Source organism: Chitinophaga sp. LS1 (assembly GCF_034274695.1).
In the GTDB taxonomy this organism is placed as follows: Bacteria; Bacteroidota; Bacteroidia; order Chitinophagales; family Chitinophagaceae; genus Chitinophaga.
The window spans coordinates 500,027-525,031 of record NZ_CP128362.1 but is presented as its reverse complement, the minus strand read 5'-3'; the positions used below and the strand labels follow the sequence as shown (position 1 = coordinate 525,031).

The window sequence follows — 25,005 nt, the reverse complement described above, 5'->3', positions numbered from 1 at the left end:
CTACATGTTCTTTCTTTATAATAGGGCATAGTTATCGCTTTTACGCTAGTTTTAGATTGTGTGTTAACCTAAGACAGTATTAATATTGCCTTTCTGTTAGTATTTTATACCATTTCCGGAGAAGGTCTACCTCTTTCGCAAGACGAATGATTGTGTTAGGACCATGTTTGATCATAGACGCTTTAGATTTCTCTTCAGGTGGACCCCAATAATCTACAGATAAATTTGTCAGTAATTCAATATATTCATTTGCAGGGACTTGAAGGAAGTCTTTAATGGCATTGAGATCAATTTCAGTAATTCTATATGCTTTTTTATATCCTTCTCTATTTATTGTTATTTTGAAAACCTCTGCCAACTGGTAAAAGCATAATACTATATTGAAGCATTTTTCATAGATGTTAATTAACTTGATTTTGTCAAATTCGAATAAATAATAATTTCTTAAGTTTTTTATTGTCTGGTGGCTGTTTCGCAAGAATAGCCACCATTATATTTTCTATGGTTCTCAGTGTCATTTTGAGAACAGATTTTACAAGTAATATAAAATCCTGTGTTGTCAACCAGAGCTCCTCATTATAGGAATCGACTTTTTGAATATTTATAAAAAGCTGCCCTAACATTACCATCGTCATATGTTTATGCCAACTTTCACTACTTCTTGTCTGATACTCATTTAATCCCAGTTCTTTTTTCGCCTCTCTAAATGATTTCTCAATGAAGAAGCGTTTACATTGCATATATGCCAGTGTTCTTAGAGTTGGCTCCGGATGGTAACAAAAACTATATTTCATAGTGCCGTCAACATCTTTTCTAATCAATAATTGAAGTAACTGTCTTTTTTGTGTTATAGGGTTGTATATATAAATATCCTGGCAATGAAACCATGCAAACAAGACTTTCCCTTTGCTCTGGTGCCGTACCTTCATCCATGTCCAGTCTTTCTTTTTCAAGCTCTCCGTGTACAGCCGGATGGATACTGAATCACGGTTAGGCTTTGCATAAATATTCTTTCGCCCTCTGGTTCCTGGTAGTTTGATTGGCACTCTCATTTGAAAGGGCTCCAACCAGATCTGAAGGTTATCAGGAACATCAGCTACAAATGGTAATTTCATTTTGATCAGTGAACATAATAGATGTGCATCACGGCCATAGAAGGCATCAAAACATACCCATTTAGCCTTTACCTTCAATTCTAAGACAACGTGATTTATAATTTCCTTTGCCAGCTCAATTTTAGTTGCTTCGGCTCCTAATGATAGTTTTGCTTGCACAAGATTTACTAGGCTTCCACCACATAATGCACCGAAAACACCCACCTGGCAGTTGTCTGTTTTTCCTATTTGCCCACAGTATTGGCGCTTTACACCTGCTGAAAGTTTTCCTTTTTTCGGATTACCACTTTCATCTATGATTAGGCAGGTATCGTCTTCCAGCCCATTTGCCTTTAACAAATCCCAGAAGTCAACCGTAACCTTATCCATCAGTTTTCTATAGCACCATTTTCCAGCGGTGATAAAATGATGTAAGCGTTGCTGTGAGGCGTCTGAAAGTTCTTCCGCCATCACCTGGCAATTGCGTCGGCGACAAGTCATTAAGCCCTTCAAATAAGAATGCGCATTACATGTCCCATTTTTTGTCTGGCTATCGGGTAGCTAAGGGTGTTGCCACCCTTTTGCCCCCTTAGAACCGGACATGAGGCTTTCGCCTCATCCGGCTCAAGCCCGTTGTAAGCCACCTATTTATGACGATGGCCGGTTTCACTTATGCAGTTCTTTTAGATTGCCATTTTTCATAGCATTTTTATGAATAACATCAAAATTATCTGATTGGTGGCCTCCTCCCTTTGAGATTTTTCTTTTCAGACTTATACACCAGTTTTGACTAATCATTAGGGCTTCAGAGCAACAAAGGCATTTCCCTTTTTGATTCATATTGATATAGCGGTCGATATAAAATCTTTTGCTACTATTTTTCCACTTTTCAGATATTCGCTTTTCAAAATATTCATCATATTTCTCCTCATAAGGATTTGCTGATTGAAGAATCTTTACATGCCTACGGATAGGAATGGTGGACATCAACATGAGTCTTTGTTCCTGTATTGTTCCGTTTTCCTGCACTTCAGGCGAACTAAATCTAAAACTCCTTCCTTTAAACCTTTTGAAATACTTATGCAAAATCCACGGTTTCGTCTTTTTGGAATGACGTCGTTTCGCCCATTGATATGTCAATTTCCAAATTTCGTTGTCAATCTTTGTGAACGTTTCCTTAGATACTACACTCTTATGGTAATTTCCCCATCCTATGATTTTGGGATTTAGTATCCTAATGAGTTCGGATTGCGTAATACTACGTGCCTTGCGGAGTACTTTCCTGATATCCTTTAAAAAAGAATGAATATTCTTCTTTGAAGGCTTGATCAGGAGTTTAAGTTCATTTCCAGAGCTGTATTTGCGAACATTTTGACCGAGAAAGTCAAAGCCTTCAGTGATATGTGTAATCCTGGTTTTATCTTGTGATAATTCCAATCCTCTTTGTTTCAGGAAATCTGTGATAGCTGGCTTGATTTCTTTCTCCAATGTTTCCTTATAACGGCAAGTTACGATGAAGTCATCTGCGTAGCGAATGAAATTAATGCCTTTCTGCTTGTTGAACTTATTCTTTAATAGATCACCTATCCCATCAAGTGCCATATTGCACATTAATGGCGAAATAAGGCCGCCTTGCGGGGTTCCTTCGATTGTTGGGAATAGTTTGCCCATATCGATAAATCCAGCCTTCAGCCATTTATTCATAATGGTTTTGTCCATGGATATATTATTGCGTAACCAATTATGACTGATATGGTCGAAGCACCCTTTGATATCTCCTTCTAATATCCATGGAGAGCTATTTTTCCTTGATAAGGCATTGAAGACCTGGCTTATAGCATCTGCGCAGCTTCTATATGGTCGGAATCCATAACTATTAAGATCTGCAGTAACCTCGGATACAGGTGTTAGAGCCAGTGCATGCAAGCCTTGTTGGCATCTGTCTGTGATGGTAGGAATACCTAAAGGTCTGAGTTTTTTCTTGTTGCCCTTCTTTGGAATATAAATGCGTCTTAGAGGTGAGGGTTGATATCCTCTGCGTTTCAGGTTTTTAGCTAAGGCTAGTTTGGTTTCTGGTGTTTTAATAATGATGCCATCTATTCCAGGAGTCTTACTCCCTTTATTCTGCATAACCTTTCTTGTAGCCAATAATTTAGCAGATAAAGAATGGGTGAGAAGCCATTGAAGGGTTTTGACCTTCCTGAACTTCCTATCAAGTGTCGCCTTCGCAATTCTCAACTGAAGCTTCTTGACGATCACGCGGATATAGCCCCAATTAATGGAGTTCCAACTTTCCGCGGACCTGATGGCCGCATTCGTAAATATTTTATTTATCGGAGTTTCCGGTTTTTTATTTATTACGATCATTTGCTTGCCTTCTAAATATGAAGTTCTTCTGTCTTAACTACGTTTCACGGACCATAGGCACGTCAGCCAGTTTTCACTGTAAGGTTATATTTCAACCTCTATACGTTCCATTACAGAACGCCCTTCGCTTTTTGCCTGTTCTTACTCCCGCCTCCCATAAGCTTCCTTTGCAGGTTGCCTGCCCTATTGTTATAGAGCGGTACACGGGGTTCCCCTGTTGTCATAATTGAACAAGGATGAGTTAGCGTCGAACTATTCACCGGATATGTTGATTGTCCACGTAAACTGATTCAAAAGCAGTTTAACCCATATCATTACCTTTTGGTTAAAGCCTGTCAAACTTATTTGGCTCATTATTTTTCACGATGATTCAAACGTTCGTTCAGTTATCTTACGCATGTCATCCAGCCTAGCCCTACATCGATTAAGTCTATCGATTCTTTAAATATTCTCACGACTTATTAAAGCCAGTTTAAACTGCTCGGTACATTGTCTTAGAGGCTTCCCACGATCTGGTCACCCGGTTCGCAGGCTCTAATAGGCTACTATCCGTGGAGGGAAAGGTTTAGCTTAAGGTTTTACCCTTATAAAACAATTCAATTATAACCTTAGCAGGTCGCACCTTGAAGTAAAATGTGAAGCGGAGAAGAAATTGAAACAACCGACTCTCTATGAGCCGGAAATTGTTTATTTTCGACTCATAATTTTTATTTTTAGTATTAAAGCCCGTTCGGTTTCTACTGATTGGGCTTTCTTTTTTGGTCGTTGCAAATTTAATGAAATCCCGCTTCCCTGCAAAGTTTCGACTATGTTATGCAAAGAACTTTAAATTTGACAGAATAGAGTTAGTTTAAGTTTACTATTAGTTAGTGGAAGTTTATATAACGTATCTTTAATTTCTTGTTCTATTGCGTACTTGAAGACTAGCCAGATACCCCATTGGGTCTCATGATAATCCAGCAATGCCGCATCGCCAATAAGGAGACGTACTTTAATTATTAGTACTTTATCTCCTCGTATATAATATCCAAGTGATGCCATATATTGTAATTAAAAGGGAAAGATATTTCAGGATTTGAGTAAGTCTCGTTGTACTGATTGAAGATATTTTAATTTCTCACCTACTCTGTCTACATAGAGCGTCATAATACTTTGCAGATCTGCTTTACTCACCAATTTTACGTTATATCCGTTTACAATTTCGGGACTCACTTCCGCGCGAAATTTATTATAATATGTTGCTTCCGACCAGCCACATTCTTTTATGATTGCATCACGAAGTTCTCGGGGAAGGTCATTTATTGCTGAGACGATTTTATAGAAGATACTGTCTCTCTGCCTACCCTCTTTATCTAGTTGAGATTTTTGATATTCAAATTCATTTTTAAGTGCATACAGTGAGTCTCCCGTCTTTCCACTTAAAAGATTAATTGGCTTATTATATCTTTTTCTATTTTTCTCTTTCCCCTCAATCTTTTCTTCGTCTTTTCTTTGCGACTCATTACCTCCATTTCCTTTATAATCATTTTCATTAAACCTGCTCATAATAGATTGTTTGAATGGTTGTGAATTTTAATTGTGGTTTTTCATAGGTTAATTATTAAGGCTTATTTAAAACCAGGAGGTAGAAACCATCCTGGCGCGATATGAAAAAGAAACGAAAACTCCCCATTGGGCTCAAAGCCAGCTTGGGAACTGTAATAGTGCAAAGCTTTTCCCTTGCTTTTATTTATATAATAGTGTTTTATTTTTTTAAAATTTTGCTAAAGGGATGTGCATCTTTGCGTTCCTTTGGCTGTTGATGAATATTTAAAGTGTAAGTTGTTTTAATTTTTTGGTTATTAACTGGTTGATGGTGCTTGGATCCGTTTGATTATTATTTTATCAATGAAATAATTTTTGACCCTGGTCATTCATATAGGTGGGTTATAATTGAATATCTATTTAAAGATCGGTGGTGGAAACTATCGAGGTGTTATATTCTATTACTGCGAGATCTATAGCATATATTTAAGTAAGGAAAATCTAACGATCAGGTAGGTATGTTTTTTGTATGCGCTGGATGAAGATCCAGCGCATACTTTGTTACATATGACCATCATGTTAGCTTTCATCGCTTTATATACAGATTCATAAATTCCATTAGAAATGTAATATGCTTTTCCCATATCAATAGGCAGACCGCTCTTTGCTGTATTTCAGTTAAACGTTTATACTTTCCGTTATGAAAGGATTTATAAAATTGACCGTCAGACCAACCTAACAATTTGCATATTTCATTCCTTAGCTCTGAGGTACTATTTATTGTATAGTTACGGTGAGCTTCTAATGGATTCTCTTTCATACTATTATATTTTGGTGCATTATTGAATTAGTTATGATATAAATCGCTGAATTTAAATCCAGTACATTTGTAATCTATTTTCGGTGTCATGTATAAATCATCAGATATCTATGTATTCATTAAGAAATCTAGCTGTTTTAACAGTATGAAGTAGGGGGAAGAGCTAGTCTATCAGTCTGCGTATCTGATTTCTTATCTCGTCCATACCTTTGTGCTAAAACTTCAATGAGTTTTAATTGGGTTCCTCCCCATATTTTATAGCGTTTGGTGCATAATGAAAGTGATTATTACTTAAATCGCCGCTAGGTAAATACTTGGCGCGCCTTTAACTATTATATTATGAAAAACCGTCCTAAATATCATTTATTTTTAAAATGTAATTTAAATACGTTTAATTGTATTGGTATTATAATAAAAAGAAAAATTAATACATTTTATCATTCTAAAACAAAAATAATAATAAAACACATTTAAAATACATTTTTATGTATTTAAAATACATAAAAATGTATTTTAAATACAAATAATACACATTTTCAATTATTTATCTCTTTCTTATATTTGTCCATACTATATGGAAGAGGTACTTAAATACAATAAGATTAAAAGTTTTCTTTCTGATAAGCGTATTAGAAATGAAGATTTAGCAAAGTTTTTAGGTAAAACTGTGAATAGTATTACCAAGTGGAATAGTAACAGAGCACAACCTCCCATTCAGGAATTATATAGAATAGCAGAATTTCTAAAACTGAAAGATTGGCGTGATCTTCTTGAAAAGGAACCTTACTTTATTAAAATAGGGAGAGATAAAGAAGATAAGAAATAATACTTGGCATTGTCTAATCAAGGGTTTTTCTTAACCTCCAAAGGCATAGCTGAGGGGACTATACATCAAGTATTCTCAAAGTTGGTTTATTCCGCAATATGGACTAACTCTCATTATTCAGTAAAAGGCTCTGTAACATTAAGTTTCCATCCAACCCAAAGGAAGCGTAAATTCGTCAGGACCGTTGCACTTGGTACTCTCCCGCTAAATAACTGGGTGATGCCGGCATTACTAATATCCAGGCGTGTGGCAAGTTCCGTTTTAGTCAAGCCGTATTGCTTTAATAAATAAATAATTAAGAATGTCGATGAACGTCGGCTTGATTGGCATGGTGTAAGCCATATTTTCCCACTGCTCAATAGCATCTGACACTTCCGCAAGGCGCAATTCTTCTCGCTCACTTAGAGCAGTAAACCCTTTACTTAAGAGTTCTTCCAGCTCAACGCATGCCTCGTGATACACCTTCTTAGTCTCAATTTTTCATATTTGTTTTAGTTTCCTTGTAACGGTATTGCTATTGTTCGGAGCGATACCTACAAATAAGAATACCAGGCATATCATTAGCTCTTTTTAGTATAAATTGCTACGGATTTTGTTATTATTTATTATTATAATACCTGGGATTTAATAAAGTATTATCTATATATTCCTTATAGTTATTCACCATCTTATCAATTCCTTGCGTAGGGTTTTTTCTTATTAGATTTGCTTGCCAAGTTCTATATTGATTTCCCACATTAATATGTAAGGATGATTGTATCCATTCAAAAATTTGGTTAATGCTAACTTCGCCATTATTTATTTGACGAGAGCAATAAATGAAATATCCTAATTCAACTATATCATTTATCTTCCCAGTCCATTTTAATATTACTGTATTCTCTTTGTGAGAGTTGGAATTCCCGTTTTGCAATACTGGTGTTAAGGTTTGAATTGTTATTTTAAGTATAGTTTCGAGTTTAATCCATGCTTTTAAGCAGGCAATCTTGGAGGACATAGGGGTAAGAAATCTCTCGTCAAATAATATCCCTTCATCTGGGTTTATCCATATAAATTCATCTCTTTTTAAAAAGTAAAATTTATCAAGATGGGTGCTTCCAGAATTAAAATATAATAGGAATTCTTTGTTGTTAGAGTAGAACTTTTTAATTTTTATGATTTCAGTATCAAAATAGTCGATTTGTTTCTGGTGGGCTGTGGGACAATTAAGTATTATTGAATGTAATCTAAACAAAAAAATTATTGTGCTATCGAATTCAGGTTTAATTTCCTTATAAAATTCTATCTCGTCTTTTTCATTATCAAAATTATAACTCGCCATTATTGATTTAAGATATGCTGTATCAGAGGATACCTTTTGTAGTGCCTCAATTATATCTTTTTCATAAAGAGGAATTTTCTCGTAAAATTCATTAAGAAGCTCATCCCTCATTGATCTGGCTTTTTCAATCATCGCTTTTTAATTAATATGGTTAAAAATAATTTTGCTATTAAATAATATTGTGCATTTATATTACTGAAAGTACTTCTAAATGCGCAATAGAATAGGAAAGCCGCAAAATAATAGGCTTTGAGGCTTTTCTTCCCAGTACCCTACCTTCTAAATAAGATGATTAACATTCATAGCTGTACGCTATTATTATCTATATGGTTCTGGAATTTTATTTTATATTGATCCCCTATTGGGAAAGGTTTATCGATGTTTGCTAGTTTGATATTCCCTTTTCCTTTTTCAATTGATTCTATAAAATTTACATTTATTATATATGATTTGTGTATTCTTAAAAAATCATTTTCCGGTAAATTTCTTTCCCATTGACCCAATACATAACTAGATTGGATATCTTGATTTATAGTTTTGAAAATTGTTGATTTGTTTTTTGATTCTAGGTATATTATTTCCTTAAAATTGACTTTCAATATTCTATTATTCTCGCTATTTTTTATTAATACATACTTCTTGTTTTTTGGCAGCAAACTTTTTTGTATAGTATTGCTGTTAATATCTTGTTTCCCAATTGCCTTAAATACCGCTTTTTCAAACTTTTCAAAGCTAATGGGTTTCATTAAGTAGTCTACAGCATTATATTCATAAGATTCAGAGGCATAATCTGTATGAGCTGTTGTTAATATTATTTGGGGTTTTCTTTGTAAGAGATCCAGAAATTTGAATCCTGTGGTTTTGGGTAACCTAATATCCAGAAATAATATATCGATTTTTATGCTATCCAGAATAGATTTTGCCACTAAAAAATCAGATGTGTACCCTACTAAGTCCACGATGTCAGATAGTTTTTCAATATGCTTTTTTAATATATTAACCGCTGCCACTTCATCTTCTAATATGTAACATAAAAGTTTACTTTCCATCTAATACATAATTTCAATGGTTATTTCAAAAGTTTGAGCATTCTCATTTACAGTTAATATGTGTTTATCTGCATAATGATAATGCAATCTCTTCTTTAGATTTTCCAAGCCTAAACCTGTTGAGGGACTTACCTTTAAGCCTTTACTATTTGCAATGTAAATTAATAAAGACGAACTGAAATCGTCAAAGTTGATATCAATGAATATTTCCTGGGTCGTATCTCCATGTTTAAATACATTTTCAATTGGTATGGTTAAAATGTAAGGGGGAACTTTTAGGTCTTTTAGATTTCCAGATTTGTTAAATGTTATTAGACTTGAATCGTTAAATCTATAATTAAATAAGGTCAATAGCTTTTCAATGTGGGTAATTTCATCAATTAGCAATATCTCCCCATTATGATCTTCCTTTTTCTCTATCGAATATCTCATAACATCGCTTAAGTCGATAATACCTTCTGCCAAAGAAGGCGAATATTCAAGCGCTTCCGAGTAAAAGAAATTAAGAGTATTATACAAGAAATGAGGGTCTATTTGAGCTTTCAATGCATGGAATTCAGTTACTATTACCTCTTTTTCGAGTTTCGTTATTTCCCACTTTTTTATAACTGTTTGTTTTCCAAACCAATATCCAATTCCCAACATTGAATATTGTGTATACCAATATAAATGCATTATAAAGGATTCCGTATGAGTATATGGAGTTCTTTCGGTCATAAACAATGGGTAGATATAAATAATAATAAATTCTCTTATCACATAGGTCACCACCAATAATACTAACATGGACAATGTTAATTTGATCCAGTTTTTATTTTTTAAATAATAAGGAAATATTAGCGAAGATGTCGCATAAAACATCCACGCCGCAAAAAAATACTTAAATACTGTATCCCATATATGACAATCACCTCCGTAGTGAATATAGGTAATACCATAGTTCATTAACGAATATAATAACCAGAAAATGACATGAATCCAAGGTGAATTATTTAACCCTTTAATTATCATATTCGAGATATTTTTGAGTCCATTTTATCCAATCAATATTGTAAGGAATTTTTTGGTCAGGTATAATTCCAATATTGTCGATCAAGGGTTTGTATATATGAGTTGACATGCCCATAGGACAAATATATTGCCACATTGGACAAGGTAAATTTCGATTTCTCCCTAATTCTGTATAATCTAATGCACCATTAGTATGTTCGCCGACTACAATAACCTTATTGCTTTGTTTGGCGTATAATGTAAATAGCTCCGCTGCACTTCCTGTTCGGGAGTTCGTTATTATTGCGATCTTTTTCGGATTAACGGTTCCATTTAGGACAATAGAATCTGGCTTTGAAACCAGAGTTATTTCACCTAGGTGAGCTCTCAGGCTATCAATTACTTCTTGGAAATTTCTTTTTTCTTTATCATTAAATTCTGGATTGTTCAAGGCTTCCGTATACAATAATATATTTTCCTTAGAAGATTTAATATATAGACCGTCTGTAAGAATTGGTTTGATATAAAATAGCCTAATAAGTGTATCTAATGTCATAATGCTTCCGCCAGTGTTATTCCGAATGTCGATAATTAAATTATTCCTTCCCGTAATTTCTTTCCAGTTTTTTCCTATAATTTCATTAATGGTATCTCTTAAACGGATATCACAACTTCCTATTCTTAGCAGAGATGTTTGGCTGGACAAATATTTGAAATATATTATATCTTCTTTGTCCGAATTTATTTGAATTCCTTTTTGTTCTTTTCTCCATGTTCCGAGTTCACCGAGGTTCATAGTATTATTTTCTACTAATGCTTTTGCATTTCTTTGAGTGTGATCGGCAATATAGAATTGAATATTATATGGATTTTTTCCAGACAATACCATTTTAACTTGTCCCTTATACCATTTAAAGTTGTCTGCTTTTATTACAATACCCTTATATCTTTCTGCTGTGTTTGTTTTTACAATTACTATCTTATAGTTGAATTCAGGCAGACTCCAAATTCCTTCTAAGGTATTATTGGTGTCGTGTTCATGATAATAATTTATTATTGAGTCAAGATTGATATGTTCAACTGCAAGTTTAGAAAACATAATTTTTAATGAATCGTAGTATTTATTGGTTGGTCCCAATTTGGTTGTTAGTACCTTTAAATGTGGATCATTAAAAAAGTTTGCATATTCTGTCAATAGTAAATAGCATTTATAATGGTCAGAATTGTGTGATTTTGCACGAAGGGTTTTAATTAGGGTTTTATAATCATGCGCTTTTTCTTCCTTCGTTTTTATATTAAAGCCCACATAATTATTTTCTATATCGCTTATTAGTGTATCAAGGTTTGTGCTACAATTACATTCCTGTGCTTTTAATTTTAAACACAAGAATACATTGCAGATAATTAAGAGTAATATTATCCGTTGCATTTTTAATGATTAATTGAGTTGAAAGTTTAGTTTATTGGCATTGTAAACGTTAAATATTCTCTTTTAACTTTTGCGCATGAATATTTTTTACTACTCCTCGGCAAATTGGTTCAACAGTAGAATCACATATAAACTGAGATTCCTTAGGAGTGTTGGCATTAGAATATTTAATATTATAAGGGGCAAAGTTCGAAATGATTGTTTTTGATAATAATAATGCTTTCCCGTTGTGCATTTTAGGTGTTTTCATAAGATGTGTATTTATTGGTTACAAACTGATATAAAATTAACCCATACTTGTAAGATTTCAAAATAATAGAGTAAACAGTTCTTTCTAGGGAGTGAACCGGTGATTTTAGGGAGTAACCCCATATTTTTATTTAAACTTTATTATTGCAAAGATGAATCTATGTAATACTTGAGATACGCTCGAACATAATTGGGCTTTATAATACCAAGACAAGAAATCTTATAGACCTGTATACTCGGTGTATATTTTCTCTTCCTGCTGAATGTATGTTTGTGTCGTGATGATTGACAAACATATTAATAACGCAAAACGAAAATATTGATGTTAGCAGGAATTATGAGTTGGGGGCAGTTTTTCACTTTGTTGGGTGGTGCGGCGGCAGTGTATTACGGCTACGTGATGTTGCGATTTGGTAAAGTGTTATGGAAGAGTGGGCCGCCGCCCACCCCTTCAAAGCGGGTATGGCATGTCGAAACGCAGGAAGAACCAGACGAAATTGACCAGACCCCGGTAAACGAAAATGCAACATTATCTAATTCACTTAAAGCGGAGCCAATCCCAAAACCGGGATTTGTTTTTGAACCAGGACCGGAAGAACAAGCCCTGGATACCATGTCTTTGGTAGTGGATAACATTGAGATTCTATTGGAAAATGCTGGAACTGATATGGATAGGGAACTGCTTTTCGCAAACATTACACAGGAAGTCGCTTCAGCTCCTGTATTGCATGCACCTCCTTATAGAACAATGCTGGCTAATGTGATTACCCGGAAAGCATCTGAGGTAGCTGGTTTGGAGCTTTCAACCGCTGAAGCGGACGCGCTAATTCCAGCTGCTTAATAGCATTGCTTTTCTCTTATTTTTTCAAGTTAAATACATATTGTAATGAAACGACTGTGTGGTGCATGGGTTCGTGTGAGGGATCATGTCTTTTCGAGAAGGAAACTTACATTTTTGTTCGTTGCCGCAATGGCAGGAATATCAAAGTTATATGCGCAGGATGGTTTAACCGCTGCCGAAACCGCCGTCAAAGGTTACTTTCCCGCTGCTGTTAACCTCATGTATGCAATAGGTGCTCTGGTAGGGATCGTGGGGGCTGTGAAGGTATATAACAAGTGGTCAAGCGGAGATCAGGATACCTCGAAAGTAGCTAGCAGCTGGTTCGGTGCGTGTATTTTCTTGGTGGTAGTGGCTACGATATTGAAAGGCTTCTTTAAAGTATAAATGAAAGCACGTTCTTGGGGAAAAGGACCGGACCATTTTGGGCATGATGATGAAGCATGCCCCAGCTATCAGCCGGCTTGGCTGCGGTTAGTACCCACCAATACATAACAGGAATGCCCGCGTTTGTGAGGTCTATGCAGTGATTATTGATTCGTGTTGTTCTCCTGGCATAAGTATAGACCTGTAGATGGAAAGTGTGTTTGAATGCCGGGTGTTCCTGTTTATGTTTTCTTATAATGTCTTAAGAATGAAACTATATCAGATCAATAAAGGTGTCAATAAGCCGCTTGAAGTAAAAGGCGTAAAAGCGCAATACCTTATTTATTTGGCAATAGGAGCGATCGTTTTATTGCTGCTCTATGTCGTAGGTCATATTGCAGGGGCGCCCGGTTTTATTTTGTTGCCAACAGTGGGTGTTTTAGGGGGTGCATTGTTTACAGGGGTAAGCCAGGCTTCGAGAAAGTATGGTGAACATGGGTTGATGAAAGCCATGGCTTACCGCCGGGTGCCTTCTGCAATATTATCTACTTCAAGGAAGGTATTTCTTCGATTAACAGAAAATGTGATGTGTGATGATAGTAGTGTTAGCGTTAGTCATGGTCATAATGACCGCCGTGGTATTGCAAATTAAGCCACCGGTCAACAATACTAAGAAGTTAGACGGCATTCTGCCGATCTATAAAGTGGAAAACGACGCAATTATCAGTAAGAATGGTGACATTACAGTCGCTTTTCAATTGCATCTTCCCGAGATATTTACATCAAGTCAGGAGGACCTGGATGCAATTCATCATGCATGGGTAAAAGCGATACGCATCCTGCCTACCGGAACCATTCTGCACAAGCAGGATTGGTACGTCGATAGGGTATATAAAGGAGACTTTGATCGGGATAATCATACTTTCCTAAGTTACAGTAGTGAAAAGTACTTTCATGAACGCCCTTACTTAGACCATCATTGCTACCTTATGCTGACCTTGCCTGTAAAAGGAAGGAGGCCCGCCAGTTCTGTACTCTCCAACTTACTAAGGAATTCTTTTGTACCGCCTCAGACCATTAATCCTGCTGTATTACAGAACTTTCAGGATAAAGCCGGTCAATTTGAAAAGCTCATAACAGCAAGTGGGGCCATTAAATCCCGCATGTTGACCGCATCCGACCTGGTGGGTAATAAAGATTTGCCAGGCTTATTTGAAAAATATCTTTTCCTGTCAGCCGATGGTGATACGCCGGAAATAAAGGACATAACCTTCAAACCTGATCTGAGAATTGGTGAAAAATTTTGCCAACTGTATACTTTAAGTGATGTGGAGAACCTGCCATCTGTTTGCAGTCCGAAAATACAGAATGACAAGTATTCTACCGATAAAACGAAGTTCTTTGTCGGGTTCGCTTCACCGGTAGGCCAGCTTTTAAGTTGCAATCATATTTATAATCAGTACATAGTTGTACAAGATCCCCTTAAAGAAACCAAAGCGTTGGAGGCGAAGCGCAGACGGATGCAGTCTCTTTCCAATTATTCAAGGGAGAATAGCATCAGCCGGGATGCAGCAAATGATTTCCTTAATGAGGCAATTAGTGAACAGCGTCAATTTGTACGTGGTCATTTCAATATATTGGCATGGTCGGATGACCAGGCAGGTATAAAAGATTTGCGCAATAAAGTCGCAGCGTCTCTTACCCAAATGAATGCGGTGCCTAATCTGGAAATTAATGGTGCACCACAACTGTTCTGGGCAGGACTACCGGGAAACGCTGCAGACCTGCCCATGAATGAAACATTTTCTACCTTTTCCGAACAGGCTGTATGTTTCTTTAACCAGGAAAGTTGCGCGGAAACTTCTATTGCTCCCGTAGGCATTCGTTTAGCGGATCGTATATCTGGTAAGCCACTATTTGTCGATCTCGACCTGGCTCCACGGGCCAATGGGGTAATTCAAAATCTTAATCGTATTATTCTTGGACCATCCGGATCGGGTAAGAGCTTTTTTACAAATGCATACATGCGTTCTTGTTACGAACAGGGGGCACATGTGGTCATAGTTGATGTAGGCCACTCGTATTCCGGATTGTGTTCGCTTGTTAACGGTTATTACTTTACCTATGAAGAGAAAAACCCGATTAAGTTCAATCCCTTCTACATTTCCATTGGGGATACCCTGGATACCGAGAAAAAGGAAAGTATCAAAACACTACTGTTAGCTTTATGGAAGAAGGACACCGAAACATTTAAACGTAGTGAATATGTCGCGTTATCGAACGTCTTGACGGCCTACTATGCCTTTTTGGATGCCAATAGCCAGGTATTTCCTTGCTTCAATAGCTTCTATGAATTTTTCAGGGACGAGTATGTGTCTGTTTTAGAGGCCGAAAAGCTACAGCAACGGGATTTTGACGTAAATAATTTCCTATTCGTCATGAAACCTTACTATACCGGTGGCGAATTTGACTTTCTACTGAACGCCTCCGAGAATTTAAACCTTTTGGATGAAAGGTTCATAGTCTTTGAAATTGATAATATTAAGGATAATCAAATTTTGTTTACAGCAGCCGTACTCACGGTGATGCAGCTGTACATAAACAAGATGCGAAAGCTGAAGGGAATTCGCAAAGTAATCCTTATTGAAGAGGCGTGGAAAGCATTGATGAAAGATGGATTCGCGGAATATATTAAATACCTCTACAAAACCGTACGGAAATTTTATGGTGAAGCAATTGTTGTTTCACAGGAAGCAGACGATATGATTGCAAGCCCTATTGTGAAGCAAGCCATTATCAATAATAGTGATACAAAAATCCTTCTCGATCAAAGCAAGTATCAGAACAAGTTTGACCAAATTCAAGAGCTTTTGGGTCTTACTGATAAGGAAAAGGCCCTCATATTAAGTATGAACAAAGCAAATGAACCCGGAAGGAAATACAAAGAAGTATTTATCAGTTTAGGTGGAACAGTTAGTAAGGTATACAGAACGGAAGTATCCCGTCAGGAATATTATGCCTACACCACCGAACAGACTGAGAAGACTAACGTGCAGAAGTTGGCAGCAATACATGGCAGCATGGAGAAAGGCATCCAGGAAATGGTCATGGCGGCATAATCCTTAAAATAAATTGTATGAGTGATACATTCTTTGCAAAGTCGATGTTGGTGGCTTTAGGGTTTGATACGTTATTACCTACAAGTGAAATTGATTTGATGGCTGAAAAAGAGCCACCCAATTTTTCACTCTATTGCCGGAAAAGAGAAGATAAAGCCAATTTTCATTTTAAGATTGATTTCAATAGGGATCTGGCTGGCTGTTACCATCTTGACTCGTATACTTCTGCGATATTGATGAACAGAGATTTTGAAGGGGTTTATATAGGTTCAGTGTGTATTAAAACGCTGGAAGAAGATCTGAAGCAATTGCCGTGGAATGAACGGTACGCCGGGGATGTTCGCAGCCGATTGGATGCCTGGAACAGTACATACGCAGTAGTAGAAAAATTGGGTTGGATCATTTCTTCGCCTTCAAATGAAGACAGGCATATAGGCATTTATCTTGCCTTAAACTACTTGCCTCTATCCATGTTGGGATCATTTTATTTGACGCACGATGCCTTTTATGTACTGCCAAAAGAGCTGTTAATTACTGTTGACCTTTCTGCCGGTGCTGTTTACTACCCGGCTGATAAAGCTATTTCGGAATTGTATAAGCGAGTGAATGCAAATCCAAAGAAATGTGTTTTCAGTTTTCTTAAATAGAATCTATTAAAATGAAGAGGTCACTAATTATAGCGCTCTTTTTGTCTGCCATGCTGACGGTTGCACCCACTCAAAAAAGTCATGCAATCGTTTGGGTGGTGGTGAAGGCCGCTGCAAAAAAGATCATAAAGGCGATTGATTTGCAGGTTCAACGAATGCAAAACAAAACCATCGGTCTTCAGAATGCTCAGAAGGCAATCGAGAATACGTTGTCGAAACTAAAGCTGGATGAAATATCAGGCTGGGTGACAAAGCAGAAGGAGCTTTACCAGGTCTATTACGACGAACTGGTAAAGGTTAAAAACGTTATTACTTACTACCAGGAAATAAAGGTCATCATTCAAAAGCAGGCAGACATGATCGATGAGTATAAGGAGGCTTACAGTCTTTTTAAGAGCGATAGCCATTTTACCCCTGATGAAGTTGAGCACATGGCCGAGGTGTATGACGGTATTTTAACGCAAAGTGCACAAAATCTTAAATCGGTTAATCTGGTTATAAATTCCTTCCTGACGCAGATGAACGATGCCGCACGTCTGGCTCTTATACATCGAGCTGGGGAAGCTATCGATGAAAATTGTAGTGATTTGCGTCAGTATAATAGTAGTAATAAGGCGAAGGCTTTTAACAGGGCTAAGGATCAAAACGATCTGGCTGCATTGCGTCGGTTATACGGAAACCTTGAATGAAGCCAAATTTCCTGTAATCGCGCTGTATATGTTCAGGCATATACCTTTGTCGGCTGTGGGAACGTCTACCACGCGTTTTAGATAATATGCCATAAAGCGATATTATCAACCTATGTGTTTACTTTTTTAATTTATCCGTATGAGAATTGTAATCTTATTGTTGTTGCTGCTCTCCATATCTCGTTTGGGATATGCTCAGACCTGGGATGAATGGTTTAACCAGAAAAAGACACAGACAAAATACCTGTTGGCACAGATAGCAGCTTTCCAGGTGTATGCCGGCTATCTTAAGAAAGGATATGATATAGCGAAGGGGGGCTTAAATGCTGTCTATGATATTAAAAACGGGGAATTCAGCTTGCACAGCGATTATTTTAACTCTTTAAAACAGGTCAATCCCAATATACAGCACTATGCGCCCTTATTGGAGGCGGCAAATAATATAGCCTTTTCTTTCAAACTATGCACCGAAGCAAAGCATCGAATGACAGGGAATAGTCGTTTTCTCCCTGCTCAACGAGAATATTATTCACGCTGCATAGACACACTGATGGGTAAAATCTCCGCTACGTTGGATGATCTTATTGCAGTGACCACAAGCGGACGCCTGCAAATGACGGATGACGAACGCATTGAAAGAATTAATGCCGCAATCAATGCCAATCGCGTTCAGTCCGCAGACGCAGGCAGGTATTATCAGCTGGTGATTTTTACGGATCAGAACGTGGGAAAGCAGGCGGCTGAGAATGAAGGATTACAAACTTTGTTAAGCATTAAGAAGTGATTATGAAATGGTGTGTAGGTTTTTTGCTGTTGTTATTATTGCCCAGGTCTGGAAGCGCGCAAGCAATTGAGTTGGCACAATTGGCATTGAATATTGAAAAGTTAGCCCAGTTGAAGAGCATATTGCAGGATATGTATAAGGGATATAAAGTCCTTTCTGATGGCTATAACAAAGTGAAGGACGTTGCCAGCGGTAACTATAAGTTACATGAGGTCTTTTTAGATGGTCTTTACATCGTAAGCCCGGAGGTGAAAAAATACAGGCGTGTAGCCGATATTATTTCTTGTCAGGTAGCTATACTTCAGGAGGGTAAAGAAGCCTGGAAAACATTTGGATCTGCCAGTGTGTTTCAAGGCTCCTATCGTGATTATATCAGCCGTGTTTTTAACAGCTTATACGAAGGTTCAGTTAGGAATTTATCTGAGCTTACAATGGTCATTACTTCAGGTTCACTGAGAATGTCGGATGATGAACGTTTAAAGGCTATTGATAAAATTTATGATGATCTCCAAGGCAAACTTACCTTTTTAAGGTTATTCAACATTGACACCAGGACGTACATGGTAAACCTCATTCGGGAAAATAACGAGAACAGCGGATTGGAAACGCTGCATGATTTGAATTGATTTATATACCTGTTTAAAATTGAGTAGTTATGAAAGTGTGGTGTTTGGTTATAATCGGGATTGCTATAGGTGTATTTATTCCCTCTATTGCGTCAGCACAGTCCGTAGCTGAGCATATCAACGGTCTTCAGGCTGTTTTAGATAAGTTATATAAAGATATGCTTCCCAAGTGTTCCAGCCTGATCGGTATTGGAAGGGCTATTGCCTGTTTTGCATCAGTCTTTTATATAGGTCATCGGGTATGGCGTAGCATAGCAGCAGCAGAGCCGGTAGACGTATATCCTTTAATGCGGCCTTTTGCGATTGCGCTCGTCATCCTGAACTTTCCCGCCGTCTTGGCGGTATTCAACGGAATCCTATCTCCTACAGTAAGTGGGACCAAGACGCTGGTGGTAAATTCTGACGCGGCAGTAAAGGAACTCTTCGCGAAAAAGGATGCGGCTATAAAAAGTACGGACCAGTGGCAAGCCTTGGTAGGCAAGTCAGAGACAGGTGACTATGACCTTTGGGTGAAGTATGCACATCCTAGTGATGGTGGCGGGGGGATGTTCTCCAGGATTTGGAAGGAAATGCAGTTTATATGGGATAAAATGAAGTACAATATGCAAAACGAGCTTAAAATGGTATTGTCTACCATTCTGCAAATTTTGTATGCTGCTGCCTCCCTCTGTATAAATACGCTTAGAATTTTTAACCTGATCCTATTGGGTATACTTGGACCGTTGGTCCTTGGGTTGAGCGTTTTCGACGGCTTGCATCATACGCTCCCGGTTTACCTTGCCCGGTACATCAATATTTACTTGTGGCTACCCATCTGTAATATCCTTGGTTCGGTATTGGGTACAATTCAACAACATTTAATTCAGATGGATTTGGATTCTCTTGCCAAATCAGGAACGACCAGTTTTGGTTTATATGATGCAGGTTACCTGGTATTTATGGTCATAGGCATTATCTGTTATACCACAGTTCCAAGTATCGCAGATTGGATTGTACATGCCGGCGGCGGATCAGCTTTGCAGCATAAGGTGACTGGACATGCCCACTCGATGACCGGCAGGGTAGCTGATGTTGCCACCAACCCGTTCGGTATCCGTTCGTAAAGGGAGCCGTATTGTAAGTGTGTAGAATGATAAATGTGTGTTATGTTCCAACAATTCAAGAATATAGAAACGGCTTTTAAACATATTCGACTGTTTACAGCTGTGCTTATCATTGCAACGGTGATTATTACCTGTTATACCATCTACAGGAGTTATCGGTACGCAGGCGATGCGCAACAAAAGGTATTCGTAATAATAGACGGCAAAGCTATTCAGGCAGTTTCCGCTACGAGAAAGGATAATATTCCAGTAGAAGCCACCGATCACATTAAAGTGTTTCATAGCCTTTTCTTTTCTCTTACACCAGATGAGAAAGCTATACAGTCTGGCCTAAGCAAGGCAATGTACCTGGTTGATAAATCAGCTAAAGCCCAATATGATGATTTAAAGGAAGCGGGCTATTATGATCAGGTGGTGTCTGGCAATATTAGCCAGGAAGTTTCCTGCGACAGTGTTCATATTGATATTAACCAATACCCTTATTCTTTTCGGTATTATGGAAAATTACGCATTGTTAGGCCAACTTCTACAGTGATACGTAACCTCATTACAGATGGGTTTATTAGAGACCTGAATACCCGTACAGAGAATAATCCGCATGGCTTTTTGATTGAACGATGGGCCATAATTGATAATACTGATGTAACCGTCAATAATAAATAGTATATGTGGTTGAAAAATAATAATAGAAAGGGTACTCCCTTTGTATTTGGAAAGCTGGCTGATTTTGCCGACAAAAAGTTGCGACATCTTTCTTTAATGTTGAATGCCAAGGTCGAACGAATGGCGATCAGGCAAAGAAAGACCGTACTGATAGTGTCTCTATTTGCGCTTAGTATAGCTGGTGTTGTTTGTGCAATACCTGGTATCCATATTTTGCCTGTATCCGGCATGCTTCCATTGCAATCCGCGCCACCTCCTGTATTCCCTTCAGAGAGTTTAGCTGATGCCCGTTATAGCAAAAATGATTCTTTGCTTGCATCGCGTTTTAGAAACATACTTGACAGCATGCGCAGAACTGAACAAGGCCGAAAGGAAATTGAGTTTTTTGAAGCCGATAATCCTGGACTACTCGATAGCATGCTCCTAATTAGTAATTCATTGTATCCAAAAAAATAGCAACGACTATGGAAAAAGAAAAATTGAAAGCGCGGATATTGTTATTCATGCCTGTGGTATTCATCCCATTAATTTGTTTGATTTTTTACGGTATGGGCGGCGCGGAGGATAATAGGGAGCCGCCAACCGTGAATTCAGGGTTTAATACTGTCCTGCCGTCACCAAAGTTAAAAGAGGATGATGCCATGGATAAGTTGTCATTGTATAAGAAGGCAGAGACAGATTCACTGTCCTTACGCAAACTTGCCCAAGGTGACCCGTATGCCTTAACAGTGCCCAGCGGCAGTGATACTTTCTCCACGCCGACTACCCCCGGCTCTGAATTTAAAAATCTAAAGTCCGGCAAACCTGTAGGCGGAGAAGAAAAGGTAAAGGAACAATTGGCTTTGTTGCAGAAACAGTTATCTGTATCCGATAAGCCAGTGCAGGCGAGTGGGCCTGCCACTTCCCAAACACAGGATGTTTCAGGATCAGCAGATGAGCAATTGCGTCAGATGGAAAAGATGATGCATGCTATGCAGGGGGCTGCCAGTGAGCCTGACCCGGAAATGACGCAATTAAACAATATGCTTGATAAAGTCCTTGATATTCAGAATCCTTCCAGAACGAGAAATAAATTAAAGGAGGAATCGCTGAAAAATCGGGGCAAAGTTTATCCGGTTGCTACATCAGCCAAATATCAAGGAGACGATTTATTGCCTGCCAGGCCCAATCAGGGCGATACCATCTATAGCAGGTGGAGAGATTCGCTTGCCCGCATATTCCAGCAGCCTGCGAAAACGAATCGTTTTTTTGATCTTGAAGATGCGGAGGATCAACCTGGGACAACTAATGCTGTTGCCGCTGTTGTAGACGAAGAGCAGACCTTAGTAGCAGGTGCAGCTTTAAAGATTCGGTTAACGCAGGATATTTATATCAAAGGGCAACTGATACCTAAAGGTACAAATGCACATGCTGTGTGCGACTTAAGCAATGAAAGGTTAATGGGTGAGATTAAAGAAATTCAATATAAGGGTAATATTTTTCCGGTATCCTTACAGATCTATGATGGTGACGGCATTGCCGGCATACGTGTCCCCGGTGCTATAACCAGGGACGTGGCTAAAGACGAAGCTACAAACGCTATTCAGACCCTGCAAATGGCATCACTTGATCCCAATATTGGCGCACAAGCAGCTACAGCCGGTATTAGTGCTGCAAAAAGTCTGCTCTCTAAAAAGACTAAACTTATCAAGGTAACGGTGAAAAGCGGTCATCCTATCCTTCTATTGGACACGAATAGTAACGAATAAACGAAAGAACGATGGCAAAATTAACATTAGAGCAATTAGATAAGTTAGGGCTAAGCGCTGCAAAGGCGCCTATTGAACGGGCTATTCAGGATGGCCTTTCGGAGGCTTCTATCAGTTTTCCTGAAAAACAGGGTAAGGACGATTTAATTATATATCTGTCATTTCGCCTGTTGCCGGACTTGAAATCTATAGATTTAACCGAATATGAAATTTTATTAAAGCTCCCCATTGTTCCTATACACGCACAAATCGATGGTATCGATACCGCCAATCTGGAACGGAAGCTATCAGAAATTGACTGGGGACAGCAGCTATCTAAAACTAACGGTGTTTACAACACCATGATAGAATTGCTTAGTACGCTCTATGCTTTGGAACAGGCCGGAACGGATGGATATGCTATTAGCAGGCAGCTGCAAGTGAAATACCTGACAGGTACTCCATTTGCCAAGTCTATTGCAGGGGATTTCCGCCTCAAGTTGCTGAGTGAAAAGCATTACCCGCGTCAGTCATTTCGCAACCATTTCCCTTCTGTTAAGGAAGCTCACTTATTTATGCGCCATGAGCTTAAAATTAAGGGATGGGACTTGCCGGAGGGTATCAAAAGGAAGGGTGGCAGGGCAAAAAAGCTGTAACTCATAAGACTACTGTATTCTTTGACTAATAATAATGTGAAAATGAAAAAGGTGATGTTGTTAAATTGGTTATTTGTTGGATTGTTCTTTTCGAGGCTGCATGCACAAACTACGTTCGAGGTAAAGAACATTTATGTAAGTTTTTACCAAACCGTATTGCTCGTGTTTGACGCTCCTGTACAGGATTACGATAGAGGGTCTGCCGATATTTTAGTCAAGGCAGCTAATAAGAACAGCTATGTGCTGAAGGTTAAGGCTAACCGGGAGAATTTTAAGCCGACCACCATATCTGTCTTTACCGATAAAGGTGCCATCTACTCAATCCGTGTCTTTTATGTTGAAGAAGCCCCCTCCTTGGAATACCATTTTGGTACACCTGAGAAACTGTTGTCAGCCATACAGTCGCAGAAAGTAGATACCTCTAATCAATTTCAATACGCTATCAGGAGAAATGCTGACAGCATTGCCCAATTCAAAAAGAGGGCACGCCATCCAAAAGCGCATAACAGCGGAATGAAAATCAACTTGCGGGGCGTATATATACATAATGGCGTATTATACTTTCATCTTACCCTGAATAACCGTTCTAATATTCCTTATGTCATCGACTATAGCAAGGCATGCCAGAGGGACAAAACAAAGGCTAAACGTACCTCTGTCCTGGAACAGGAAGTTTACCCCTTGTATCAGCTACTAACACCAGGCGGGAACATTTCCAACAAAATAAGCCAGACCTGGGTGATTGCCTTTCCTCAATTTACCATTGCAGATTCGAAGTTCTTAACGATAGATCTTTTTGAAAGAAACGGCGATAGGCATTTACAGCTCAGAATTAAGGGGAAGGATATATTAAAAGCAAGTCCACTATTCCCCGATAAAACTGATCAATGATGAAGAAAGATACTGGTGTGAAAATGAACCCACTCGAAGAGGAATTGCAACGATGGGCAGCGAAAGAACAATTGTATCAGAAAACGCTGGGTGCTGCTACTGTACAGTCTAAATCTTTCCTGAAGGTAAAATATAAACACCTTCGTAGTCTACAGCGTCAAATTAAGGACTCCAAGGACAAAGATGTGAAAGCATCCCGTAAGATATTAAAAGGGCATTTGAGGACTACCCGGCGCCAGCTTTATCCTTGGTGGCAAAGATGGACGGCTGACATCGCAAGAGCGGCCTGGAAAACTGTTGGCTTTATTTTCAAGCAGGTTAGGAATGCAGCTAAAATAATAAATGAAAAGCAAAGGGAACGCAGGCTTGTGAATAATGCCCCCTTTGATACCAATGTTTTGGCCACAGATAACAAACAGGACGCGACTACAAAAGCTGTTTCTCAGCAAATGCAACAACCTCTGCTCAAATCGAAACGACGGGAACAACCACGGGTACTGCTCAATGCGCCCCGTTTGGGTAAAGGTATATCCTGAGGCGGGCCTAAAATAGTGTGTTATGGAGCAAAACAGGGTTGAAGTAGCGGTAAGCAGATGGGATGCCAAGCAGGCGAAGTACCTTCAGAAATTTGGGACGGATCTTTTACAAGATCGGGAATTCAATTTGCTGCGTTTGCAGGTTTGGAAGAGAATTGTTAAACAACATAATAAATTAAGGCTGACTGAGGGTGAATACGATGACCTGCATTTCGTCAAAGGACAAATCAGGCAGATGGATGATGCCCTGTTCCCCGGTATAAAGGGCTTTTTTCAGAAGATGAATTACAAGTTCTGGAAAACGGTTGATCGCATTTTAAATGGAAATCCAGCTTTTTTGCAGGATTCGACCATGTTGAGTATGTCCCCGCAGCCGAATGAAGCGCCTATTGCGCAGCAACATCCGGACAGAGCGGCGCTTACCGCCGTATATGTCTCTCCGGAACTAAAGACGGACAAAGCGTCAATAGCTGGCACGGCACAAACCAATAGCGGCCCGCCTGTAGATGCCGATTCTATGCCAACTTACAAACCTGTAAATGCCGCTGCGTCATTAGCGTCGGCCACAGACACGCCGGGGAATGAACCGGAAATCAAAATGGATGCAGCGCCTTTGCGTAAATCAGTTCACCGCGACCGGGAAATAAAAACACATAGCGGTAGGATGCGTACAATACAATAATTTTTACAA

At 38.4% G+C, this 25,005-nt stretch carries 27 protein-coding genes and 1 pseudogene; 17 read left to right on the top strand and 11 right to left on the bottom strand.

The window, feature by feature from the left end; genetic code table 11:
• Positions 1-79: 79 nt before the first annotated feature.
• From QQL36_RS02255 to QQL36_RS02240, 4 genes and pseudogenes are all read right to left on the bottom strand, one after another.
• A complete protein-coding gene (locus QQL36_RS02255) occupies positions 80-358 on the bottom strand; it encodes a hypothetical protein (RefSeq protein ID WP_321568751.1) in 279 nt (92 codons plus the stop codon).
• 61 nt (positions 359-419) lie between these two features.
• Positions 420-1,610, bottom strand: a pseudogene (locus QQL36_RS02250) (IS701 family transposase); the annotation flags it as partial.
• 150 nt (positions 1,611-1,760) lie between these two features.
• A complete protein-coding gene (ltrA, locus tag QQL36_RS02245; protein ID WP_321568750.1) occupies positions 1,761-3,461 on the bottom strand; it encodes a group II intron reverse transcriptase/maturase in 1,701 nt (566 codons plus the stop codon).
• Positions 3,462-4,529: 1,068 nt separating this feature from the next.
• Entirely contained in the window at positions 4,530-5,006 is a 477-nt protein-coding gene (locus QQL36_RS02240; RefSeq protein ID WP_321568749.1) for a hypothetical protein, read from the bottom strand.
• 1,373 nt (positions 5,007-6,379) lie between these two features.
• Between QQL36_RS02240 and QQL36_RS02235 the strand changes: the two genes are divergently transcribed.
• Complete coding sequence (locus QQL36_RS02235; RefSeq protein WP_321568748.1) at positions 6,380-6,631, top strand: helix-turn-helix transcriptional regulator; 252 nt, start codon at positions 6,380-6,382, stop codon at positions 6,629-6,631.
• A 113-nt stretch (positions 6,632-6,744) separates the two neighbouring features.
• Here QQL36_RS02235 and QQL36_RS35540 read toward each other — a convergent pair whose 3' ends face one another.
• From QQL36_RS35540 to QQL36_RS02205, 7 genes are all read right to left on the bottom strand, one after another.
• Positions 6,745-6,900: a hypothetical protein gene (locus tag QQL36_RS35540; protein WP_415751049.1), complete on the bottom strand. Its 156-nt coding sequence runs from the start codon at positions 6,898-6,900 to the stop codon at positions 6,745-6,747.
• Positions 6,893-7,093, bottom strand: coding sequence for a hypothetical protein (locus tag QQL36_RS02230; protein WP_321568747.1), 201 nt, complete (start codon positions 7,091-7,093; stop codon positions 6,893-6,895). Before QQL36_RS02230 ends, QQL36_RS35540 begins: the two co-directional genes overlap by 8 nt.
• 136 nt (positions 7,094-7,229) lie before the next feature.
• Positions 7,230-8,084, bottom strand: a complete 855-nt coding sequence (locus tag QQL36_RS02225; RefSeq protein ID WP_321568746.1) for an RteC domain-containing protein — start codon at positions 8,082-8,084, stop codon at positions 7,230-7,232.
• 167 nt (positions 8,085-8,251) lie between these two features.
• Positions 8,252-9,001, bottom strand: coding sequence for a LytTR family DNA-binding domain-containing protein (locus QQL36_RS02220; RefSeq protein WP_321568745.1), 750 nt, complete (start codon positions 8,999-9,001; stop codon positions 8,252-8,254).
• Positions 9,002-9,718 carry a sensor histidine kinase gene (locus QQL36_RS02215; RefSeq protein ID WP_321568744.1) on the bottom strand — a complete coding sequence of 239 codons (717 nt, stop codon included), beginning with the start codon at positions 9,716-9,718 and terminating at the stop codon, positions 9,002-9,004.
• A gap of 283 nt (positions 9,719-10,001) precedes the next feature.
• Entirely contained in the window at positions 10,002-11,420 is a 1,419-nt protein-coding gene (locus QQL36_RS02210) for a S41 family peptidase (RefSeq protein ID WP_321568743.1), read from the bottom strand.
• A gap of 49 nt (positions 11,421-11,469) precedes the next feature.
• Positions 11,470-11,670, bottom strand: a complete 201-nt coding sequence (locus tag QQL36_RS02205; protein ID WP_321568742.1) for a hypothetical protein — start codon at positions 11,668-11,670, stop codon at positions 11,470-11,472.
• A gap of 318 nt (positions 11,671-11,988) precedes the next feature.
• Here QQL36_RS02205 and QQL36_RS02200 point away from each other — a divergent pair, with 318 nt between their 5' ends.
• The 16 genes from QQL36_RS02200 to QQL36_RS02125 all read left to right on the top strand — a co-directional run bounded on the left by QQL36_RS02200 (position 11,989) and on the right by QQL36_RS02125 (position 24,996).
• The gene (locus QQL36_RS02200) at positions 11,989-12,510 is read left to right on the top strand and encodes a hypothetical protein (protein ID WP_321568741.1); all 522 of its coding nucleotides are present in this window, start codon (positions 11,989-11,991) and stop codon (positions 12,508-12,510) included.
• A gap of 45 nt (positions 12,511-12,555) precedes the next feature.
• Positions 12,556-12,894 carry a DUF4134 domain-containing protein gene (locus QQL36_RS02195; protein ID WP_321568740.1) on the top strand — a complete coding sequence of 113 codons (339 nt, stop codon included), beginning with the start codon at positions 12,556-12,558 and terminating at the stop codon, positions 12,892-12,894.
• Positions 12,895-13,141: 247 nt separating this feature from the next.
• Entirely contained in the window at positions 13,142-13,525 is a 384-nt protein-coding gene (locus tag QQL36_RS02190) for a DUF4133 domain-containing protein (protein WP_321568739.1), read from the top strand.
• A complete protein-coding gene (locus QQL36_RS02185; protein WP_321570535.1) occupies positions 13,467-15,992 on the top strand; it encodes a TraG family conjugative transposon ATPase in 2,526 nt (841 codons plus the stop codon). Before QQL36_RS02190 ends, QQL36_RS02185 begins: the two co-directional genes overlap by 59 nt.
• Positions 15,993-16,009: 17 nt before the next feature.
• The gene (locus tag QQL36_RS02180) at positions 16,010-16,639 is read left to right on the top strand and encodes a hypothetical protein (RefSeq protein ID WP_321568738.1); all 630 of its coding nucleotides are present in this window, start codon (positions 16,010-16,012) and stop codon (positions 16,637-16,639) included.
• A gap of 11 nt (positions 16,640-16,650) precedes the next feature.
• Entirely contained in the window at positions 16,651-17,328 is a 678-nt protein-coding gene (locus tag QQL36_RS02175; RefSeq protein ID WP_321568737.1) for a conjugal transfer protein TraI, read from the top strand.
• 139 nt (positions 17,329-17,467) lie between these two features.
• Positions 17,468-18,112: a hypothetical protein gene (locus tag QQL36_RS02170; protein WP_321568736.1), complete on the top strand. Its 645-nt coding sequence runs from the start codon at positions 17,468-17,470 to the stop codon at positions 18,110-18,112.
• A 2-nt stretch (positions 18,113-18,114) separates the two neighbouring features.
• Entirely contained in the window at positions 18,115-18,738 is a 624-nt protein-coding gene (locus tag QQL36_RS02165; protein ID WP_321568735.1) for a TerB family tellurite resistance protein, read from the top strand.
• Between the two features lie 29 nt (positions 18,739-18,767).
• Positions 18,768-19,841, top strand: a complete 1,074-nt coding sequence (traJ, locus tag QQL36_RS02160; protein WP_321568734.1) for a conjugative transposon protein TraJ — start codon at positions 18,768-18,770, stop codon at positions 19,839-19,841.
• Between the two features lie 42 nt (positions 19,842-19,883).
• Positions 19,884-20,504 carry a conjugative transposon protein TraK gene (traK, locus tag QQL36_RS02155; protein WP_321568733.1) on the top strand — a complete coding sequence of 207 codons (621 nt, stop codon included), beginning with the start codon at positions 19,884-19,886 and terminating at the stop codon, positions 20,502-20,504.
• A 3-nt stretch (positions 20,505-20,507) separates the two neighbouring features.
• Positions 20,508-20,960, top strand: a complete 453-nt coding sequence (locus QQL36_RS02150; RefSeq protein ID WP_321568732.1) for a hypothetical protein — start codon at positions 20,508-20,510, stop codon at positions 20,958-20,960.
• Between the two features lie 8 nt (positions 20,961-20,968).
• Positions 20,969-22,252 (top strand): conjugative transposon protein TraM, encoded by a 1,284-nt coding sequence (traM, locus tag QQL36_RS02145; RefSeq protein ID WP_321568731.1) that lies wholly within the window; start codon positions 20,969-20,971, stop codon positions 22,250-22,252.
• A gap of 11 nt (positions 22,253-22,263) precedes the next feature.
• Entirely contained in the window at positions 22,264-22,887 is a 624-nt protein-coding gene (locus tag QQL36_RS02140; protein ID WP_321568730.1) for a hypothetical protein, read from the top strand.
• A 42-nt stretch (positions 22,888-22,929) separates the two neighbouring features.
• Complete coding sequence (traN, locus tag QQL36_RS02135; RefSeq protein WP_321568729.1) at positions 22,930-23,778, top strand: conjugative transposon protein TraN; 849 nt, start codon at positions 22,930-22,932, stop codon at positions 23,776-23,778.
• Complete coding sequence (locus tag QQL36_RS02130; RefSeq protein WP_321568728.1) at positions 23,775-24,314, top strand: hypothetical protein; 540 nt, start codon at positions 23,775-23,777, stop codon at positions 24,312-24,314. The genes traN and QQL36_RS02130 overlap by 4 nt, the downstream gene beginning before the upstream one ends.
• A gap of 22 nt (positions 24,315-24,336) precedes the next feature.
• On the top strand, positions 24,337-24,996 hold the full coding sequence (locus QQL36_RS02125) for a hypothetical protein (RefSeq protein ID WP_321568727.1): 660 nt from the start codon (positions 24,337-24,339) through the stop codon (positions 24,994-24,996).
• Positions 24,997-25,005 lie beyond the last annotated feature (9 nt).

Bases quoted from the DNA above. Each gene is read 5' to 3' on its own strand.
- QQL36_RS02190 (WP_321568739.1), top strand. From the start codon at position 13,142: ATGAAACTATATCAGATCAATAAAGGTGTCAATAAGCCGCTTGAAGTA.
- QQL36_RS02165 (WP_321568735.1), top strand. From the start codon at position 18,115: ATGAAATGGTGTGTAGGTTTTTTGCTGTTGTTATTATTGCCCAGGTCT.
- traK (WP_321568733.1), top strand. From the start codon at position 19,884: ATGTTCCAACAATTCAAGAATATAGAAACGGCTTTTAAACATATTCGA.
- QQL36_RS02170 (WP_321568736.1), top strand. From the start codon at position 17,468: ATGAGAATTGTAATCTTATTGTTGTTGCTGCTCTCCATATCTCGTTTG.
- QQL36_RS02210 (WP_321568743.1), bottom strand. From the start codon at position 11,420: ATGCAACGGATAATATTACTCTTAATTATCTGCAATGTATTCTTGTGT.
- QQL36_RS02215 (WP_321568744.1), bottom strand. From the start codon at position 9,718: ATGACCGAAAGAACTCCATATACTCATACGGAATCCTTTATAATGCAT.
- QQL36_RS02185 (WP_321570535.1), top strand. From the start codon at position 13,467: ATGATAGTAGTGTTAGCGTTAGTCATGGTCATAATGACCGCCGTGGTA.
- QQL36_RS02235 (WP_321568748.1), top strand. From the start codon at position 6,380: ATGGAAGAGGTACTTAAATACAATAAGATTAAAAGTTTTCTTTCTGAT.
- QQL36_RS02225 (WP_321568746.1), bottom strand. From the start codon at position 8,084: ATGATTGAAAAAGCCAGATCAATGAGGGATGAGCTTCTTAATGAATTT.
- QQL36_RS02150 (WP_321568732.1), top strand. From the start codon at position 20,508: ATGTGGTTGAAAAATAATAATAGAAAGGGTACTCCCTTTGTATTTGGA.
- traN (WP_321568729.1), top strand. From the start codon at position 22,930: ATGAAAAAGGTGATGTTGTTAAATTGGTTATTTGTTGGATTGTTCTTT.
- QQL36_RS02140 (WP_321568730.1), top strand. From the start codon at position 22,264: ATGGCAAAATTAACATTAGAGCAATTAGATAAGTTAGGGCTAAGCGCT.
- QQL36_RS02125 (WP_321568727.1), top strand. From the start codon at position 24,337: ATGGAGCAAAACAGGGTTGAAGTAGCGGTAAGCAGATGGGATGCCAAG.
- QQL36_RS02220 (WP_321568745.1), bottom strand. From the start codon at position 9,001: ATGGAAAGTAAACTTTTATGTTACATATTAGAAGATGAAGTGGCAGCG.
- QQL36_RS02205 (WP_321568742.1), bottom strand. From the start codon at position 11,670: ATGAAAACACCTAAAATGCACAACGGGAAAGCATTATTATTATCAAAA.
- QQL36_RS02175 (WP_321568737.1), top strand. From the start codon at position 16,651: ATGAAGAGGTCACTAATTATAGCGCTCTTTTTGTCTGCCATGCTGACG.
- QQL36_RS02130 (WP_321568728.1), top strand. From the start codon at position 23,775: ATGATGAAGAAAGATACTGGTGTGAAAATGAACCCACTCGAAGAGGAA.
- traM (WP_321568731.1), top strand. From the start codon at position 20,969: ATGGAAAAAGAAAAATTGAAAGCGCGGATATTGTTATTCATGCCTGTG.
- QQL36_RS02180 (WP_321568738.1), top strand. From the start codon at position 16,010: ATGAGTGATACATTCTTTGCAAAGTCGATGTTGGTGGCTTTAGGGTTT.
- ltrA (WP_321568750.1), bottom strand. From the start codon at position 3,461: ATGATCGTAATAAATAAAAAACCGGAAACTCCGATAAATAAAATATTT.
- QQL36_RS02240 (WP_321568749.1), bottom strand. From the start codon at position 5,006: ATGAGCAGGTTTAATGAAAATGATTATAAAGGAAATGGAGGTAATGAG.
- traJ (WP_321568734.1), top strand. From the start codon at position 18,768: ATGAAAGTGTGGTGTTTGGTTATAATCGGGATTGCTATAGGTGTATTT.
- QQL36_RS02195 (WP_321568740.1), top strand. From the start codon at position 12,556: ATGAAACGACTGTGTGGTGCATGGGTTCGTGTGAGGGATCATGTCTTT.